Below are 16,942 nucleotides of genomic sequence, written 5' to 3'. Positions count from 1 at the left end.
CGATAGCGTGCCTTTGAATGTGGCCGTGTATCCGAAATTACAGATAATTCTAATTTTGGCATCCCAACCTTTGGTAACGCTTTGGATTGATCACCCATCTATGGATAAAATCTAATTTTGCCCACCGGCTTGTGGCTTTACCTTGACTCAAGAAATGGTTGGCCCCCGATGCCGCCCAATCTCCCAGGACGCCCCGCCGCCGCGAACCGTCGCGGAAAGCTGCTGCCCCAATCGCTGTTCGATCACCGGCTTCCACGGCACCAGCGAGAAGCCCATGCCGTCATCAAGCATCGCGTAGCGCCCGCTGGCGAGCATGACGCTGCGCCGGTAGATGCCGGCCACGCGCTGCCCGTCGGCCACGGGCCGATGCTCCAGGCCCGTTTCGCCTGCAATGTCCTTCGCGGCCTGCGCCAGCTCCCGGTTGCGCAGCGTGCCCAGCAGGTTGCGCGCCAGGATCACGCGCTGCCCGCGCCGCTCGGCCAACCCCTGTTCGGCCAGGAAGTCGGTGCGCTGCTGCATGGCCTGTTTGGCCTCGCCGCCAAAGCCCAGGTCGCCCAGGCCCGTGCCGCCGCCGATCAACTGCTGGTCGAGCCAGGTGGCCCCGATAACGCGGGCCTGCCGCTCGATGGGCAGGTGCGATTTCAACTCGACGGCAACGCCGCCTAGGCGCTGCGCGTCGTAGCGGCGGCCCTGTTCGGCCAGGTCGTCCGGCACCTTCCAAAATCCCTCGGCCACGCGCTCCACGATGCCGGCGCGGCGCAGGGCTTCGAGCCGGCGGACGTGGGCCGCGACGACTTCCTGCGGATCGCGGCCCGGTCCGGCCTGACCCTGCGCGATGGCTAGGTGGAGGTCGGTGCGGTACAGCCCATCGCTCGCCAGCGCGGCGATGTTCTTGTCGGCCGCGCGCACGGCGGCCGATCCCTTCACCTCCACCACGGCGCCGCTGGGATAGTTCGCCAGCTCGTCGCGGGCATTGAGCGCGACGTAGTGGGCCTTGCCGTCCACGCCGTCGATGACCAGATAGCCCCGGTCGCGCAGTTCGTCGGCCAGCCCCTTCGCGGCTACGCGGCCGAGAATAGTTCGGCCATCGTCGCCCGGCTCGAACACCGCCAGCTCGCGCGGCTGGCCGCTCATGGCCCGCTGGATGGTGCGGATGATGTCTCCACGCTCGCCCAGGGCGCGCAAGGTCTTCTCGGCATCGGCATGGACGGCCCAACTGCCGGGCTGCGTCTCGTCGACCAGGCCCAGGTGCTGCAAGCGTTGCAGGCGGCTGATCAGCAGCAGGCGCTGGCGTTGCAACGTCGGTTCGTTGAAGCGTTCGATCTGTACCCGGCCATCCTCGCCGGCCTCGCGTTTCAACGTGCGATCCAGGCTAGTCCACCGCTCTTGCTCCACCTCGCGCTGCAAGGTCTGCTGGATCTCCAGCTCGGTGCGTGGCCCCAGCCATTCGGTCGCCAGCTCGGCGGCGCGATGACGAAAACCATCAGTGATGTAGTCGCCCGCGATGATGAGGTCTTTGCCGGTGTCGTCGCGCCCGCGCACGATCAGGTGGGTGTGCGGGTTGTCGGTATTCCAGTGATCGACCGCCACCCATTCCAGCCGCGTGCCCAGGTCGGCCTCCATGCGTCCCATCAGGTGCCGCGTGTAGGTGCGCAGGTCTTCCAGCTCGGCCCCTTCCTCGGGCGAAACGATGAAGCGAAAGTGGTGCCGATCATCGGCGCAGCGCTCCTTGAATGCGTTCAGATCAGCTTCGTCGGTCTGCGGCCCATAGGCCCGACCCGGTTCGCCGTCGCGGCCCACGCCGTCGCGCTCGATGTAGCGCAGGTGCTTGACGAGCGACTGCGGACTGGCCCGCTGCTGGTTGACCAGTAGTGTCTTGATGGTCACGCGCCGCGACATAGGCGTGAGCTTCGCCCCTGCGAAGCGCGCCGCCGTGTGGCCGCGTCCCAGGCGCGATCCGGGCCGCTGGCCGGTGCCCTTGCCACTGCCGCCAGGACGGCGCACCGTGGACTTGCCGCCGCTGGCCTTGCCTGCCTGCTGGAGCACCTTGGATACGAAGCCCTGGCCCCGGTTCTTCGGTGCGCTGGGGCGGATGCGGAAATCATCGTCGCGGCGGTTGGTCATGCCTGCGCTCCCTGCAAACTCTGGCGTGTCCGGGCGTGCGAAGCACGCGGACATGCCTGTATCGGTGCGTGCCTCACGCCCCAAGCGGCACGGCGGCAAAGCCGCTGCGTGCCTCGCCCCCCCACGTGCAGACTGGCTTTGCGGGCCGACAGGTGCCGCCCCCTTTTGTCTTGCCTTCCGCATTTGCCTCCCCCTGTCCCCCAGGTTCTCGATCCCGGCAACTGCGGCCCGGTGGCAAGGCTGCACCAGCAGCCAGCGCACCGGCGAACACGGCAATGGCCGCAGGCCAGCCGTGTTCGAGGCAAGACGCCTGCACGTGGGACGGCTGCGCCGGAGGCAGCGCGAAGTGCAGCGCGGATGCGCTCGCACTGCACGCGCGACGACATGACAACGGCCAGCAGAACGACACGCCCGATAGCACGATGATGCGCAGCGAATCGGTGGCCATCATGGGCGCGACTCCAGCCAGACGGGGCGCGCAACGCCGATCACGGAAGCTGCGCTGACCGGCCCGAAATACCGGCTATCGAACGACGCCGGATTGGTCACACTGAGGAGGAACAGCTCGCCATGCCGCAAGCGGTGGCATTGCTGCCGGGATGGCAGCGGCCGGCCCCAGCGATCGGCAGACAGCACGGCGGCTGAAGGCACGCCGTCGATGCGGACTTTGCCGTCAGCGATGCACACCTCTTGCGGCGCCACCGCGCCCACGCGCTTGAGCAGAGGAATGCGCGTCGGCAGGTAGCCGCGCTGCGCAGCGAGCGCGGCAGCCTCGGCAGGCAGCGGCACCAGCACGATGCTGCCTACCGACAACGGACGTGGTGGCGAGCTGGTGCGATGGTCGAGCGGATCGATGCGATACCAGCCGACCTCCACGCTGTCGGACGGGTTGTAGGTCAGGCGTGGCAGCGGATGCACGAAGGACGCCCAGGCCAGCGCAGCGAGGCCGCAGGCGGACAGGCCCGCCAGCACGAGGCGAGCGCGCACGCGCAAGCGAGGGTGCGGCGCGGTGCCGGAAGTGGAAACTGCGGTCATGGCAGCGCCCTCCCGGCCAGCCAGGCGGCGTGCCGCTCGGCGGTGTATTCGGGCAGCGGCAAGTGCGCTGCGAGCCGGTTGGCGAGCGTGCGCCAGTACGCGGGCGAGACGCCGACAGGCGTGATGCCCAGCGCCTCGATGGCGTCGATGCGCGCCAGCACGGCACGCACCGATTGCTCACCCTCGGCGTGCAGCAAGAGGCGCGCGCCAGGTTGCACGCCGGAGATGCGCTGCGCGCCATCCATCGGCATGCACGCCTGCATCACCATGAGCTGCCAGCGGATCGTGCCGTAGTCGTTGGCCTGCCAGCGGATGCGGCAGAGAACCGCATTCGGCGTGAACACCGCGCAGCGGCGCCAGCGGTCGAACCGGATGATGCGGGCAGGATCACCGAAGCGCAGGTAGAGGTCGAAGCGTTGGTCGATGTATGCGAGCGCAACGCGCGTCAGCGGTACGCCGTCGGCCACGCCGACAGGCGGGATGGACGGCGGTGCCGAAGCCGTCGAGGCGGGTGTGTTCATGAGGACTTCTCCGGGAATTCCCGCTCCAGCAGCGCGCGCAACAGATCGGCCACCGTCACGCCTTGCGTGAAGGCCGATACCTTGATGCGCGCCCGCATGGCGGGCGTGATGTCGAGGGTCAGGCGGGCCGTGTAGAGGTCGCCTTTCTGGAGGTCATCGGCACTGCCCTGGCGAATCCACGCCTCGGCGTGCGGATTCGCGGGCGGGCGAGCGCCGATGCCGATGCGCTTGCCCGTGCGCTTGCTGGCAGGAGTGCTCATGACGGCCACCGCAGCAGTTCATCGACCAGCGCGGTGATTTCGCGCGCGGCGGCGCTGTCTGGCGCCGTCTCGCGTGCAAGCCGGCCGGCGGCCACGCTGTCGGCAAACACGATGCGCTGATGCACTTCCGCGCGCAGCGCAGGAAGCGGCTGCTCGGCCAGCGCGCCGCGGGCCTCGCGTCCGATCACGGTGGTGCTCACGCGCCGGTTGATGACGAAGGCCGCGCGCAGCGCAGGCCGGAACACCTGCGCCTCACGGATCAGCGCCACCATCTCGGCGCTGGCCCACAGGTCGTAGGGGCTGGGCTGCACCGGGATCAGCACCCGCTCGGCCGCCAGCAGCGCGGAGCGCGCCAAGGCAGCGATCCTGGGTGGCCCGTCGATGACGACGTGATCGGCCCGCCTGGCGAGTTCTGGCGCTTCCTGGTGCAGCGTTTCGCGTGCGAGGCCCACGGCGCTAAATAGCCTTGGCAAACCTTGCTGGCTGCGGCGCTGTGTCCAGTCCAGCGCGGAGCCCTGTGGATCGGCATCCAGCAGGATGACCGACTGCCCGCGCATCGCCAGCTCGCCGGCGATGTGGGTGGCGAGCGTGGTCTTGCCCACGCCGCCTTTCTGGTTGAGCAGCGCGACGATCATGACCGGACCCTCCGTGTCGGAAAGCCCGCCTGTTGCCGCTGCGCTTCGCGTCCTGTGGCGGTTGTCCACCGAGGCGCGGCGCTGCTACTACCAGTTAGAGTATTTAAGTTAGGGAAGTTAGGAGAGGCCGAAACCCGCGCCAGTATTAGCTTTGCGGCCGGTTTTGTTGCCTGATAGCACGAGGATTCGTTGCCTGATAGCACGATACCTCTGTTGCCTGATAGCACGAGTCCGTCCACAGGCTGCGCAGCAGTTATCCCCGTGCCGTGGACGGCACGGGCCGGAACGTCAGCAGCGGCGAGGCAATGCCCGAGACGTACTCGATGCCCAACTGGTAGCCCGGAAGGGCTTGCCGCGCCACCAGTGCTCGCAGGTCGGCGGCGAAGTCGTAGTACCGCGCCACGCTGCCCGACTTGCGGTACAGGTGCTGGAAGTCGAACTGCCAGCCGCCAGGCTGTCGCCCGCCGTGCTTGCGCACTAGGCGGTACAGCCATCGCTCGATCCCGCCCGTGAGCCGGAAATACGCAGTGTCGATGGTCAGCACCAAGGCGGCGTCCATGACGCCGGCGTAGAACCAGTCCGGCAGGATCAGTTCCAGCCCCAAGGGTGTGCCTTTGGCATCGGCGAGTTCCTTCCACTCGTTGATCCACGAGAAGCGGTGTAGCCGCCTCCCCGTGGTCTCGCGGATCGACGTGGCCACCGTGGTGGACTGCAAGCGATCCAAGGCCGCCTTGAGGCGCTGGTAGTCGCGCAGCGACGTACCGCGCCCGATGAAGCGCAGGATCTCGTAGGGTGTGGCCTGCATCAGCCGCGACGGGCGCAAGCCCGCGTCGCGCGCTTCCACGATCTGCGAGGCCGCCCAAATGAGCACGTCCGCGTCCCAAATCGTCGCGATGCCATGCTCCTGCGTCCCCTCCACGCGGATCGTCACGCCGCTGGCCTGGAAGTCGATCGGCGCCGTGCGCCGTGACTTCGCCAGCGAGAAGAACGGAAAGGCCATCAGGTCCTGGCTGTCGCGCGGCGCCATGTCGCCCGGCAGGGCGCGGAACAGGTCGAGCTGTTCGCGCTCCGGCAGGGGCCGCTGCCGGGACGGCAGCGCAGGGCTGGACATGGCGAAGGCCACCCGCGCGCCAGCGATCAGCGCGCACGGCTGTCCGCCGCATGGTGCTCGGCGTACTCAGGATCGGACGTGCTCTCGAAGCTGCGATCCGTAGCCCAGGCGTCGAGGTCGGCCACGGCGTACATGACGCGGCGGCCGAACTTGCGGAACTTGGGACCGCCTCCCAGCACGCGCTGCTTTTCCAGCGTGCGCGGCGACAGGCGCAGGTACTCGGCGGCTTCGTCGTTGGTGAGATAGCGTTGGGGCTGCGCGGCAGCGGTCGAGACAGTAGCGGCAGGCCGCAAGGGAGCAGGACGCATGGTGAGAACCTCCATCGGTTGCAGGGCTCCGGCCACACAGCGCAACCGGATGAAGGCAGTCTCAGAAAACGAAGCCCTCCTGCTCAGGGTCGTTTTGCGCTCTCTTCAAAACGACCCTTCTCAAGCGGCGGCAGTTGTGCTAGGCGGCGATAGCCGCCGCGCATCAACGCATCGCCGCGCCGCACCAGGCGGCGCACCTTGGAGCGCAGGCCGCCGTCGCTGTACCAGCCGGCTGCGGCGTCCGCACCGAACAAGCCCTCGGCGACGTCGCGCAAGGACGCGCCCGCCAGGGTGGCGTCGAGCGCCTGCAGGGTGTGTAGCTCCAGCAGCGCCGCAGGCGGTGGCCTGGGCCGAGCCATTGACGCAGGCGTACCAGGCATAGGGGCCGCAGGGGCGGCGTGACGGCCACGATAGGCATGGGCCACGGCCATGCCGTCCTCCAGGCCAGGCGCCAGCGCATAGCGCTGGCAAAGGCTGGGGCTGCGCGCGATCAGCGCCAGACCCTTGCCGTCGTGCAGCAACTGCTTGTGGCCGGGGATGCGCCAGAACGCGAAGGCGGTGGCATCCGGAGGCGGATCGGCATCGGGGTGAAGCTGCACCACGGCCCCATGGCCGGGGAGCCAGGCTGGATGCGCGTCACGCGCATCCAGGGCAGGGTCTTCCAGCAGACGCAAGCCCCAGCGATGCGCAGCATCGGGGCGGCGCGCACGGTGCAGCCAGTCAAGCCGGTAATCGGGATGGCGGCGCAGGTACTCCCAGGCCAGCGCCAGTGTGTCCAGGCACAGCACGTAGAGGTAGGCGGCGGTCGGATACCAGTGCGCAAGGTGGTGCGGTTCGGCCATGACGCAAGCTCCCGTAGAGCAGGACCGCCGTCACCGGTTTCACACGCCAACGTCACCGCATCGAACTAGCATCCAATCGTGAATAAGCTGGTAGATTAGTAACTTGCGTGTCAAGACGAAAAGCATCCGATGGATTGCGTGGATCGTCTGAATGCGACGGTGGCGCGCGAGGAAATGCGCGCCTCCTGCGCTATCCACCGTGCCCGATGGCACGGCTGGCGTCATGGCTGTTTATGCCAAGGTGGCACCCGATTGGTGCAACAGTGCCGACTAAGACCTGACAGGTCTGGAGCAAGACCGAAATAGTCTCAATGCGCCCGGCTTGGCCGGGGCGCGAACGGCTCAATCGAGGACGGAACCGTTCTCCTGGGCCAGCCGCAGGTACTCCGACAACGGGCGCACCGCCCGGAAATACCGATCTCGCATCACGGGCTGTTTGCTCGGCCCGACGATGGATGCGAGGTCGGACAGCTTGATCTCGCCCAGCTCAGGCATGCTGATCCCCAAGTCGATCAGGCCATGGGCCGTATCGCCGTCAGCGGGGTCAAGCGACACCAGCAGCCAAGTGGCGTGTGCGTCCGGCGTGAACAACCGCACCACGGGCAGCGGGTCGATGGCCCGGCCAGCGGCCCGGACCCGGCCGTGTTCCAGCAGTTGCTTGCGCTCGTCCTCGGTCATGAGTTGGTTCATGGGCGTTACCTCATTCGCACAAAACCGCCGAAGCGTGAAAGCGCAAAACCGCATCGGCGGGTTTGTGGAAAGGCACGGATGCGGTTTTGTGCTTCTGTGAGAAGCTGCAGATACGGATTTCCGTAAAAGCACGAAAGCGGCAGGCGGGCATAGTTGAACACTATAGATTGTAGCCCTATAGGGCTCAATCGGATGTCATCTTGGATTTTGCGGAGATCCAGGGTTGGCAGCGAAACATACATTGTCGGAGGCACTAAAGACCATCAGGAAAGCACGTGGTTTGAGCCAGGAAGCGTTCTCGGACGTGTCCAGCCGCACCTACATGAGCACGCTGGAACGCGACCTCAAAAGCCCCACCTTGAACAAGCTGGCCGAGCTGTGCGAGGTCATGGAGGTGCACCCGCTCACGCTGCTGACGCTGGCCTATGCCGGCGACGACCTGCAGCAGGTCGATCAGCTGCTGGCGCAGGTGCGCCAGGAGTTGGAGACTGTGGCGAAGAAGAGTGACACGCCATAGCGTGCGACCGCGCTGGCGTGGCCGATCCGGTGCAGCCGGTTCGGGGACTTCAGGGGCGCCAAGCATCGCGCGGCGGGGAGAGGCCGCAGGGTTTTCCCCCGGAGGCAAGCGAAGCGCGCAGCTGCGATAGGGATTGAAGCCGAATGGCCATGACGGCGAAGTCGGCATGGGGCGCAGCCCGCAAAGCCCGGTCGGCGCAGTGCGCCGAATCGCCCTGCATTCGCCCTGGCAACACGAAGTCATGGTGATGCTGCCCGACCACCACCATCACGAAGCTGGGAGAGCCAAGCCTTCCAGTCTGCTGATCCAAGCAGTACAGCGCCCCGCCGCAGTGGGCGGGGCGCTGGCGGCCGTCAGGCCGCCTGGGGCTTGCTGCGCGACCAGATCAGGTCGTGCGTGCCGTTCTCTCCTTCGATCAGGCGGGCATAGACCGTGGCCGGGAACGAAGGATCGTCGAGGGTCACGGAGATGTACTCCCGCCCGGCCTCGCTGGTCTTCTTCCACGCCGCGCCGATGTCGTGGCTGGCGGCCTGCAGGCGGAAGTCCGGGGCCTTCTCGTTGTCCCCCTTGTCGTTGGGCACCAGCTTGACCTTGACGTTGAGCGTCAGGGTGCGAAGCGTGCCGGTGAAGCCGTCTTTGTCTGCGGTGAAGGTGCCGATGTTGGCCATGATGAAACTCCTTTTGGTGGAACAAGGTTCGCGCCCATCGCGTCCTTGTTGTGATCCGGCCGGCGGGGGACGGGCGGGCTGCACCGCTTGCGGTCGCAACGCAGTGGAGAGCCGGGAGGCGAAAAGAATTTGTCCCGCGAGGAATGCGCCGAACGCAGTGACAAAGCAGGGGAAATTGTTTTCGCCGGACGGTTGCAGCCATGAAGCCCGAGGCGCAGCCGCGCCACCGCTAGGATTCACAACAACACAAGGACGCCTTGGGCCGAACCGCATCGAAAGGAGGCAGGGCCGGCTCGGCATCCCCGCACGAAGGCAGCACCGGCTCGCCCACTGACGCGGGCCAGGTCAACCACCCGACGACAAGCGAGAACGCCCCGGCCGCACCTTGCGGCGCCGGTCTTGAGGCGTGGCGTGGAAGCTCCATAGCGATGCCGGGCGGGATGTCCGTGAACCGTCCTTCGTGACGTGATGGGCGAGAACCGCCAGCGTTGAGGACGGCACGCATTCGCACAACCTGCCGCAGCAAGCACCAGCGTGTTCGCCAGCTCCGTCCATTGCGGCGGGGCGCTGGCCGGGCCGATCCGGCATCGACGGTTCGGCGGCATCGAGGGGCGCCAAGCTCGCGCGGCGGGGATGGGCCTTGCGCCGATCCCCCGGAGGCAAGCGCAGCGCGCAGCGCCGCAGGCGCGAAGGCGTGAGTGGATTGAAGCCGAATGGCCGTGACAGCGAAGTCGGCACGGGGCGCAGCCCGAAAGCCCGGCGGCGCTACGCGCCGACACGCCCAGGCCGTTCTATATTTTGAGCAGGGAACGCAGAACACCATGACCATCCAGCTACGACACGAAACCACGAACGACATTGCCGCTATCGAGGCCGTGACCATTGCCGCCTTCGCCGATGCGCCGCACACCAGCCACACGGAGCAATTCATCGTGCGTGCATTGCGCGACGCTAGCGAACTGACGCTTTCCATCGTGGCCGAAGAACACGGCCAGGTCGTCGGCCATGTGGCTCTGTCGCCGGTGACTATCACCAACGACCACGGCCACAAGGCCAAAGGCTGGTGCGGCCTGGGGCCGATCTCCGTCCTGCCGCAGAGGCAGGGGCACGGCATCGGCTCGCGCCTGATGGAACAGGCGCTGTCTGAACTGCGGGCCATGCAGGCCGAAGGCTGTGTGCTGCTCGGAGAGCCCGCGTACTACGGGCGCTTTGGCTTCCAGGCCCATGCGGGCCTGCAACTGCCGGGCGTGCCGCCCGGCTATTTTCTCGCACTGGCCTTCCATGGGCCAGTGCCCGAAGGCATCGCGCAGTACAGCGATGCCTTCAACGCCGCCGCCTGAGTGCCAGTGAAGGCGGCGGCGTAATGCCCCGGCTATTCGGCTTCAACACCGGGCGCGGCCACCGCCGCGCCCGGATTATGCGTTTCACCGCGCCCAGGGCGGAACGGCCTGGGCGCGGTGCTGACGATGATCATTCCTTCGTTTCGATGATCCACCACACGGCACGCGGCAAGGCGCGGCCCGTGATGGGATGTATGTCGGTGAGGTCAGCGCGGGCCGACCAGCCCGAGGGCGGTCGGTAGCCGCGCACGTCGCCATCGCCGTGCCAGCGGCGGGCGCGCACCGTGCCGGGTGCATAGACCGCCGCCATGCGCGGGCGGTTGGTGGTGGTGCGGGTCATGGGGGCTTCTCCTTGCAGCGAAGCGCCCCGGTCGAAGCCGGGGCGCTTGCCTTCGGCGTGGGTCAAGCGGCCAGCGCCTCGGCGGGTTCATCCGCCATTGCCTCGGCATCCTCCGGGGCGTCCTGCTCCGGGCCTGCCTCCTGCGCGCTTTCCTTCACTGCCTGCTGCGGGCCTTCGACCTTAAAGATGGCAGGCATCCAACCCGCGCCATCGGCCAGCCGCTCGGCTTCGCTGGCAATGTCGGCCTTCTTCAGCTTCGCCAGCCGGGAAACCTGATCGGGCGCGTACTCGCCCACGGCTTGCAGAACTGCCGCCTTCGGAACGTGCTTGAAATACCCCTCGGCGGTCGGCTGCCACCATGCGGCCATGTCGAGGCCCACGGCCTGCGCCAGTTCCTCGCCGGGCTGGTGCGGTGTGGCGCGAGGCGTCACCACGTCCACCGTGGAAGCCACGCACACGGCCAGCAGCTTGACCAGTTCGCCTTGCTCCATCGCCAGCAGCGCGGCAAACAGTTCGGCGCTGTCCTCGGGCAGCTTGCCGCTCCACGCCTGCTGCAATTCACGCAGCGCCACGGCGGCGGGTGACTCGGGCCAGTCCGGGGCCATGCCGTCCAGCCGGTCTTGGACTTTCAGGCTCACGCCCAGCGGCAGGTCGCGCCCGTAGTAGCGGCCCTGCAAGACGGTCTGCACCATGCCATGCACCAGCGCGGCCACCGCCACCTGCGGATGCCGGGCCACCTCGATTTGCAGCGCGGCGGTGCGATGGGCGCTCAGGCGCTGGGCCAGTCGGTCGGAAATCGCTGCTGCCTTGGGCGGCTCGTCGTCCTCGCCTTCGTCATCGTTCGCGGCATCTGGGTCGCTGAACCCTTGGCGCAGCTTCTCCAGTGTGCGCAGTGCCTTGGCCTCGGCCTCGCGCAGCAGTCCGCGATGAATCACCACCTCGCCGTTGCGGCCGATGGTGACGATGGCCCCGGCTGCGGCCTTCACGTTCGCGCCGTACCCCTGCAAGCCGTCTTCCAGCGCCTGCAACTGCTCGCCCAGCCGCTCGCCTTCCTCTTGCAGCGCATCGGCCTTGTCCTCGTCGTCGGCGTCCGTCGCGGCATCAATGGCTTCGGCCACCTCCTGCATCTTGGCTTGCAGCCTCTCGATGCGCTGTGCTTCGCGCTTGTTCGGCTCGCGGCGCTCCCTCGGCGCACGCTGGAAGGCGTGCAGATCGGCATGGGTCACGCCCGGCGTGGCATCAGCCCAAGCCCAGCCCTCGGCCTTCACCTCTGCGGCGATGCCCGCCAGCTTGTCTTGCGCCAGTCGTTCCAGCAGCGCGGCGTCGGTCAGGTACACGCCTGCATCGCCCTCCGCGAACAGGTCGCGGCGGATGCCGCCGCCCGCCTGCTCGTAGGTGTCCAGCCCGACGAAGCGCACCAGCGGATGCCGGTAGGCGTCAATCTCGCGCTCCGTCAGACGTTCGCGCAAGTGCGAGGGTTGGCGCTGCCATTGCGGCGCATCGTAGAACGCGCATTCCTGCGCGGCGTGGTCGTCGGTGATGGAGAGCGCCATCAGCTGATCGAGGCTCACGGCATCGGCCCGGTAGTCCTCCATCAAACGCGGCGAGACATTGGCGAGCTTCAAGCGGCGCTGCACCACCAGCGGCGTAACGGAGAAATCCGCCGCAATGTCCTCAATCGGTCGGCCTTCGGCCACCAGCGCGGCGAAGGCTTCAAACTGGTCTGCTGGGTGCATGGCTTCGCGCTGCACGTTCTCGGTCAGGCTGGCGGTGCGGGCCGTGCCATCGGCCACCTGCAGGCAAGGCACGTCCCAATCCTTGGCGATACGGTGCTTCTTTGCCAGCAGCTTGAGGGCCGCAAAGCGTCGGCCACCTGCCACCACCTCGTAATGCAGGTCATCGGCGGCGGGAATCACGATCAGGTTTTGCAGCAGGCCCACGCGCTGAATGCTCGCGGCCAGCTCGGGGATGGACATGCGCGGGACGGTCTTGCGCACGTTGCGGCCCGTGGGGCGCAGCACCAGCCGCGACAGCGGAACCAGAATCATGTGCTTGCTCGGGTCGGCGGCTTGCAGCACGTTTGCGCGGCTGTCGAGGGCTTGAGCTTCGGTGTAAGTAACGGCGTTCATGGTGAATCTCCAATCAAGTGAAACAAGGGAATGGAGGGGAAACCGCCCCTCCGGCGGGGAACACGTCAGAGGGGGTCAGGCCTTGAGGGCGCGCATGCCATCGGCCAGCAGCCACAGGGCGCGGTTCAGGCGAATGTCCGAATCAATGCCCTGCACGGGGCGGGTCTGCTGTCTGCGGCCATTGGCGGCGCGGCCATGCAATCCGCCCTTGGTCAGGTTCTCCTGCGTGCGGTTGAACACGCTCCACAGGTCGGGGCGGCGGTCGTCGAAGCGGCGCGGCATCAGGATTTGCGATTCCGTGACGGGCGCGGGCTTGGTTGGGTCGTCGTACTTGAGGGCCAGCGCGGCGCGGGCGAACACTTCCGATTCCCCGGCATCCAGCGTGATGGCCTGCATGGATTCGCGCGATTCCTGCGCATGCTCGAAGCCGCTCAGCACCTGATAGGCGCCCTCGATGACATGGCCCGCCACGTCGCCCTTGTGGGGCACGCGCACATCGCCCACGGTGTCGCCGCAGACAAGGCCATTGCTGCAAACGAAGCGGAACATGCCACCCAGTAATTGATAGCTGCTCGTGCCGTCGTGCGAGTTCAGCAGGATGATTTCGTTGGCTTCGCGGGCGTTGATCTGGTTGGCGTGGCGCAGGCGCAGCATGTGTTTCGTGTGCTCGCGCCGGCCCTCGTTGCGAACGCGGGTCTGGCACACCATGAAGGGCTGAAACCCCTCTTTGCGAAGCTCGGTCAGCACGGCGGCGGTGGGGATGTAGCTGTACCGCTCGGAGCGGCTTTCATGGGGGGCATCCGCGAAGATGGACGGGGCCACGCGGCGGATCTGGTCATCGGACAGCGGGGAGTCGCTGCGCAATGCGGGGGAATGGGAAGCGAAGCGGGATGCGAGTTGCATGGTCTTTCTCCTGAACAAAAAGGCTGTTGAAGAAAACCGCACACCGGATTCCAAGATTCGAAGCCCAGCCTTTCGGCTGTTCGGTGCGGTCGGCGCGAGGAACCCGGTTGGCCCTGTTGCCACCGTCTTTCCTGAGTTCATCGCCCGCGACGAAAGGGAGCGCGCGGACGGGGGCCGTCAAGGAAACAAGCGCAGGGTGGGGGCGGCCCGCAGGCGCAGCCGAGGACACGGCCCTGCGCGCCTTGACGGCACACGGCCGCGGGCTACAGTCGCGGACAAGGTGATGAAGTCAGGGAAGAGGACTGGACATGGCAACGGCCATCCCACAAGCCGACCGCACGGCAAGCGAAGCGCGCAGGCTCGAAGCTGGAAGCCGGGCCGGAGGCGTCAGCCGAACGGAGTGAGGGAACGATCGAAGCCCGAAGGGGGCGAGACGCCGCAGGCGGCTCGATGCGCTAGCACGAGAGCGCGACCGGCCATCTCCCAGGTGGCCGGGGACGCCCACATGACTTCAATGAAATCCCCGTGGACAGCTACCCACCCAGCCATCGGCAAAATGGCAATGGCATGGACATACGAGCCCTACAAGACGATGAACTGATGGCCCAGGCCCGAGACTGGCGGCAACGGGCACTGCGCGGCGAGAAGGACGCACGCGGCCTCGCGCACGAACTGGAATGCGAAGTGCGCCGGCGCTTCCCCAGGAACAATGCGCCCCATGCACTGCCGCCGATCCAATTGCTCGGCGCCGTGCCGCAAACACCCCAGCGGCGCTGGAAGCCCTGGTAAGCACCGGCTCAAAGGCAGCCCGCCCGCATGACTGCGCCACGGCCGATCGGCGCTGATCCCGAAATCCCCCCGAAATAGCGCGAATTTCGAGTGGCCCGGTCACGGGCCAATGCCTACCGTGGAATCTCCACCTTCTGGAGAACCACCATGAGCGATCCCATGCAACCCGGAACGCCTGCGCCTGGAGCAGAAGGGCCTGGCATCTTTCTGCCGACCCTCATCTGGACCACCGACCGCAAGACGGTAGGCAACGAGATGCAGCGCCTGCTGGGACGGCGCGCACAGCTCAACGTCCTGCTGTCCGCCTCCGAAGAAACGGACGACGGCACCACCTGGTACGCAATGGCCCAGGCCACGCTGAACCAGCTGGACTGCGATATCGAACGTCTCTTCGAGTGGCTGGGCGACTACGAACCCGACACACCCACGCCCGAAGTGCCATCGTAATGTCCGGCATGAAGGGAGCGATCCGGCACCAGCCGGTTCGCTGCGCGAGAGGGGCGCCAAGCCTGCGCGGCGGGGATAGCCCGCAGGGCTTTCCCCTGGAGGCAAGCGCAGCGCGCAGCGCCCCGCCAGGGGCGCGAAGGCATCAGGCCGGGTCGTCGGGGCGCAGGCTGGCTTCCGACACCGGCATCCACGGCGATGACGAGTCCAGCAGGTAGCGCGCACCGCGCGCGTACAGGCCCGAAAGTCCGCTGGGACGATAAAACCCGGTGACGCGGCACCGGAACTGTGCGCCAAACTCGTTGGTATAGATCACCGCGTCGCCGAGCGCAAAGCGCAAGGGCTGGCCGTTCTCCGGTGGGAACGGCTTGAACGCATCATGCTCTGCCGTGATTTCGAGGATGTAGTCGTGGTGGCTGCTCATGGCCTTGACCTCCTGAAATGATTGAGAACGCTCAGGAGCGCCTTGCGGCGCCCCAGAACCAGGTCAGACAACGACACGCCCCGCCAGCCGCGCATCGCGCGCATAGGCGCTCAGCCGCTTCTCGGCACGAAAGTGCAGATCCCGCTCTACCGGCAAGCCCAGCCGCCCGCGCACGGTCGCCAGTTCGGAAAGACTGACCCAGCCGATTTCCGGCATCCCTAGGCCCAGGTCGCAAAGACCGAAGGCGTGATCGTGGTCATCGGGATCAATCTCGGTCAGCAGCCAGGTCGCGCCGGCATCCGGCGTGAACAGCTTGACCACTGGGGCCGGATCGAAGTCCGGGTTCTCCAAGGATTCGCGGCCGTTGGCCAGCAGCACGATGCGCTGCTCGTCCGTGATGAATGCGTGGTTCATGGTGAACTCCTGTAAGGTTACCGGGCGGAATTGCCCAGCCCTTGCAGGGCACGGCGCAGCGCAAGCAGTCAAAGATCGAAGACGGCCGCCAGGCCGCAAGCGCCGAAGGTGCGCAGTCATTGACGGCGAGCACGCCGTGGCACGATGAAGGGAACAGCAAGCCGCCACACCTCACCACGCAGCCACCCCGGTATTGACAAGCGTAGCGCGCAGGTCCGAAGCGTCAGTCCAGATCAGAGCGTCCGGGCTTGAAGCCGGATGACTGCGATTCGGCACGAAGCTCGGGGCGCAGCCCATGAGCCCGACGAAGGAACGTCGGGATGCAGGCCAAGTTGCCAGCAGGCAGTTGAAAAGTGGTGCTGGCCTTCAGGCGCTGTCAATTTTCTTGATCTTCCGGATACGCCGCCTGGGGAATCGGCACCCAGCCATCGCGGGTGATGCCTGCCCCGATGCGTATGTTCTGGCTTTCAGTTGCCGCCCAGTGCCCACCCCGGTGCAATACGGCGCGAATCACCGACTTCCGCGGATGATCCTCATCCGCCTTGGCAGAACTGCATATGGCATTCCAATGGTGCTTGTCCGGCATACTGTTCAACCGTGGGCCGAGCAGTTGATCCAAGACTTCGGTCGAAACGTTGTGTCGCCCGCCGTGATGGGGCACTTGGAAATACCGAATACCTGGCAGCGCGAGTCCCACGAAAGGTGCGTAGTCGATCACCTCCTGCAGTGCTTCACGCCCGGCATCGCCAGTAAGCATGACGCGATGACCGTTCAAGACAGCCGACTGCACCACACTCATTTCATTCTCACGACTGGTCGGCTCAGGCGGGAAATATTCCTCGCCCCACAGGGACTTGATGTAGGCGGTCGCGGCCTTCACTGCCCGGAATATGCTGCTCAGCGCGCTATCAAAAGCACTTTCTTCGACAGCTTCCGGTGTCTTCGCGGAGTCCACGATCAGGTCCAAGTAGCGCCCCAGGGTAGGTGCCATGACCGCGAACGGACCGATGCTCTGCCCCTGAAGGGGGGCATGGATTGGAATTCCCTTCTCCACCGCAATATCCTCAAGAATTGCCGTGGCATCGTAGATTGAGCGCAACTTCCGTCGCAGGGCTTCAACCGATTCATAGGTCTCAAAGCGATCGATCAACTGGTCCGCGTATATCCACGGCCGGTTGATCCAAAGATTCCTGACCGTGCATTGCTCCAGGACTTTTCGTAGTCCGTTGGCGTGATCGCGATCTGGGTGCGTGAGGATCACATGGTCGATGACTGTTGTTCCATAGTACGTCTTCAGATGCTCGACTATCTGATCACCCGTATCCAGATACCCACCGTCAACAACGTGCACGCCCTCGGTGCCATTCACCGAGTAGCGCAGCGTGATCGCGTCCCCGCTTTTCGCTGTTTCGACGCCAAGAAAGTCGATCTCGAAGTAGTCAGCCATA

Annotated in this window: 21 protein-coding genes; 4 read left to right on the top strand and 17 right to left on the bottom strand. The window is 66.2% G+C overall.

Translation table 11 applies throughout. From position 1 onward, the window contains the following. Positions 1–147 precede the first annotated feature (147 nt). The 10 genes from Q392_RS11225 to Q392_RS11185 form a co-directional block, all read right to left on the bottom strand. Positions 148–2,124 (bottom strand): relaxase/mobilization nuclease domain-containing protein, encoded by a 1,977-nt coding sequence (locus Q392_RS11225; protein ID WP_038206524.1) that lies wholly within the window; start codon positions 2,122–2,124, stop codon positions 148–150. Between the two features lie 73 nt (positions 2,125–2,197). Next, positions 2,198–2,575, bottom strand: coding sequence for a hypothetical protein (locus tag Q392_RS31920; protein WP_077176498.1), 378 nt, complete (start codon positions 2,573–2,575; stop codon positions 2,198–2,200). Beyond that, positions 2,572–3,159, bottom strand: a complete 588-nt coding sequence (locus Q392_RS11220) for a S26 family signal peptidase (RefSeq protein WP_011517538.1) — start codon at positions 3,157–3,159, stop codon at positions 2,572–2,574. Before Q392_RS11220 ends, Q392_RS31920 begins: the two co-directional genes overlap by 4 nt. After that, entirely contained in the window at positions 3,156–3,680 is a 525-nt protein-coding gene (locus tag Q392_RS11215) for a DUF2840 domain-containing protein (protein ID WP_003056183.1), read from the bottom strand. The genes Q392_RS11220 and Q392_RS11215 overlap by 4 nt, the downstream gene beginning before the upstream one ends. Continuing rightward, a complete protein-coding gene (locus tag Q392_RS11210) occupies positions 3,677–3,940 on the bottom strand; it encodes a hypothetical protein (RefSeq protein ID WP_003056186.1) in 264 nt (87 codons plus the stop codon). The genes Q392_RS11215 and Q392_RS11210 overlap by 4 nt, the downstream gene beginning before the upstream one ends. Continuing rightward, positions 3,937–4,575, bottom strand: a complete 639-nt coding sequence (parA, locus tag Q392_RS11205; RefSeq protein ID WP_003056189.1) for a ParA family partition ATPase — start codon at positions 4,573–4,575, stop codon at positions 3,937–3,939. Before parA ends, Q392_RS11210 begins: the two co-directional genes overlap by 4 nt. 253 nt (positions 4,576–4,828) lie before the next feature. Next, on the bottom strand, positions 4,829–5,686 hold the full coding sequence (locus Q392_RS11200) for a replication initiator protein A (RefSeq protein ID WP_023127255.1): 858 nt from the start codon (positions 5,684–5,686) through the stop codon (positions 4,829–4,831). Between the two features lie 26 nt (positions 5,687–5,712). Further along, positions 5,713–5,994, bottom strand: coding sequence for a helix-turn-helix transcriptional regulator (locus Q392_RS11195; RefSeq protein ID WP_038206626.1), 282 nt, complete (start codon positions 5,992–5,994; stop codon positions 5,713–5,715). Between the two features lie 83 nt (positions 5,995–6,077). Continuing rightward, positions 6,078–6,836: a DUF2285 domain-containing protein gene (locus Q392_RS11190; protein WP_038206519.1), complete on the bottom strand. Its 759-nt coding sequence runs from the start codon at positions 6,834–6,836 to the stop codon at positions 6,078–6,080. 342 nt (positions 6,837–7,178) lie between these two features. Beyond that, on the bottom strand, positions 7,179–7,526 hold the full coding sequence (locus tag Q392_RS11185; protein WP_003056199.1) for a DUF2958 domain-containing protein: 348 nt from the start codon (positions 7,524–7,526) through the stop codon (positions 7,179–7,181). Positions 7,527–7,749: 223 nt separating this feature from the next. Here Q392_RS11185 and Q392_RS11180 point away from each other — a divergent pair, with 223 nt between their 5' ends. Continuing rightward, positions 7,750–8,043 carry a helix-turn-helix domain-containing protein gene (locus Q392_RS11180; protein WP_003056202.1) on the top strand — a complete coding sequence of 98 codons (294 nt, stop codon included), beginning with the start codon at positions 7,750–7,752 and terminating at the stop codon, positions 8,041–8,043. Between the two features lie 353 nt (positions 8,044–8,396). On the opposite strand, the gene Q392_RS11175 is transcribed toward Q392_RS11180, so the two are convergent. Continuing rightward, on the bottom strand, positions 8,397–8,711 hold the full coding sequence (locus tag Q392_RS11175) for a DUF736 domain-containing protein (protein WP_003056203.1): 315 nt from the start codon (positions 8,709–8,711) through the stop codon (positions 8,397–8,399). Positions 8,712–9,532: 821 nt separating this feature from the next. On the opposite strand from Q392_RS11175, the gene Q392_RS11170 reads away from it, so the two are divergent. Further along, positions 9,533–10,051 (top strand): GNAT family N-acetyltransferase, encoded by a 519-nt coding sequence (locus Q392_RS11170; RefSeq protein WP_011517543.1) that lies wholly within the window; start codon positions 9,533–9,535, stop codon positions 10,049–10,051. Positions 10,052–10,181: 130 nt separating this feature from the next. Here the strand turns inward: Q392_RS11170 and Q392_RS11165 are convergent, their stop codons facing one another. The 3 genes from Q392_RS11165 to Q392_RS11155 all read right to left on the bottom strand — a co-directional run bounded on the left by Q392_RS11165 (position 10,182) and on the right by Q392_RS11155 (position 13,423). Beyond that, complete coding sequence (locus Q392_RS11165; RefSeq protein WP_003056207.1) at positions 10,182–10,391, bottom strand: hypothetical protein; 210 nt, start codon at positions 10,389–10,391, stop codon at positions 10,182–10,184. 62 nt (positions 10,392–10,453) lie between these two features. Then, a complete protein-coding gene (locus Q392_RS11160) occupies positions 10,454–12,520 on the bottom strand; it encodes a ParB/RepB/Spo0J family partition protein (protein WP_003056209.1) in 2,067 nt (688 codons plus the stop codon). 75 nt (positions 12,521–12,595) lie between these two features. Continuing rightward, positions 12,596–13,423 (bottom strand): DUF932 domain-containing protein, encoded by an 828-nt coding sequence (locus Q392_RS11155; RefSeq protein ID WP_003056211.1) that lies wholly within the window; start codon positions 13,421–13,423, stop codon positions 12,596–12,598. Between the two features lie 525 nt (positions 13,424–13,948). Here Q392_RS11155 and Q392_RS31900 point away from each other — a divergent pair. Next, on the top strand, positions 13,949–14,212 hold the full coding sequence (locus Q392_RS31900) for a hypothetical protein (RefSeq protein ID WP_012204589.1): 264 nt from the start codon (positions 13,949–13,951) through the stop codon (positions 14,210–14,212). A gap of 147 nt (positions 14,213–14,359) precedes the next feature. Further along, positions 14,360–14,659: a hypothetical protein gene (locus Q392_RS11150; RefSeq protein ID WP_003056213.1), complete on the top strand. Its 300-nt coding sequence runs from the start codon at positions 14,360–14,362 to the stop codon at positions 14,657–14,659. Positions 14,660–14,801: 142 nt separating this feature from the next. Here Q392_RS11150 and Q392_RS11145 read toward each other — a convergent pair whose 3' ends face one another. From Q392_RS11145 to Q392_RS11135, 3 genes are all read right to left on the bottom strand, one after another. Then, positions 14,802–15,080 (bottom strand): hypothetical protein, encoded by a 279-nt coding sequence (locus Q392_RS11145; protein ID WP_003056215.1) that lies wholly within the window; start codon positions 15,078–15,080, stop codon positions 14,802–14,804. 63 nt (positions 15,081–15,143) lie between these two features. Next, positions 15,144–15,494, bottom strand: a complete 351-nt coding sequence (locus Q392_RS11140; protein ID WP_003056217.1) for a DUF2958 domain-containing protein — start codon at positions 15,492–15,494, stop codon at positions 15,144–15,146. A 376-nt stretch (positions 15,495–15,870) separates the two neighbouring features. Beyond that, a complete protein-coding gene (locus Q392_RS11135; RefSeq protein WP_003056219.1) occupies positions 15,871–16,941 on the bottom strand; it encodes a ComEC/Rec2 family competence protein in 1,071 nt (356 codons plus the stop codon). Position 16,942: the final 1 nt, after the last annotated feature.

Origin of the sequence: Xenophilus azovorans DSM 13620 (assembly GCF_000745855.1) — a bacterium.
Classification (GTDB): Bacteria; Pseudomonadota; Gammaproteobacteria; order Burkholderiales; family Burkholderiaceae_C; genus Xenophilus; species Xenophilus azovorans.
The sequence above is the reverse complement of the archived record's forward strand: the minus strand, read 5'-3'. Positions and strand labels throughout refer to the sequence as shown.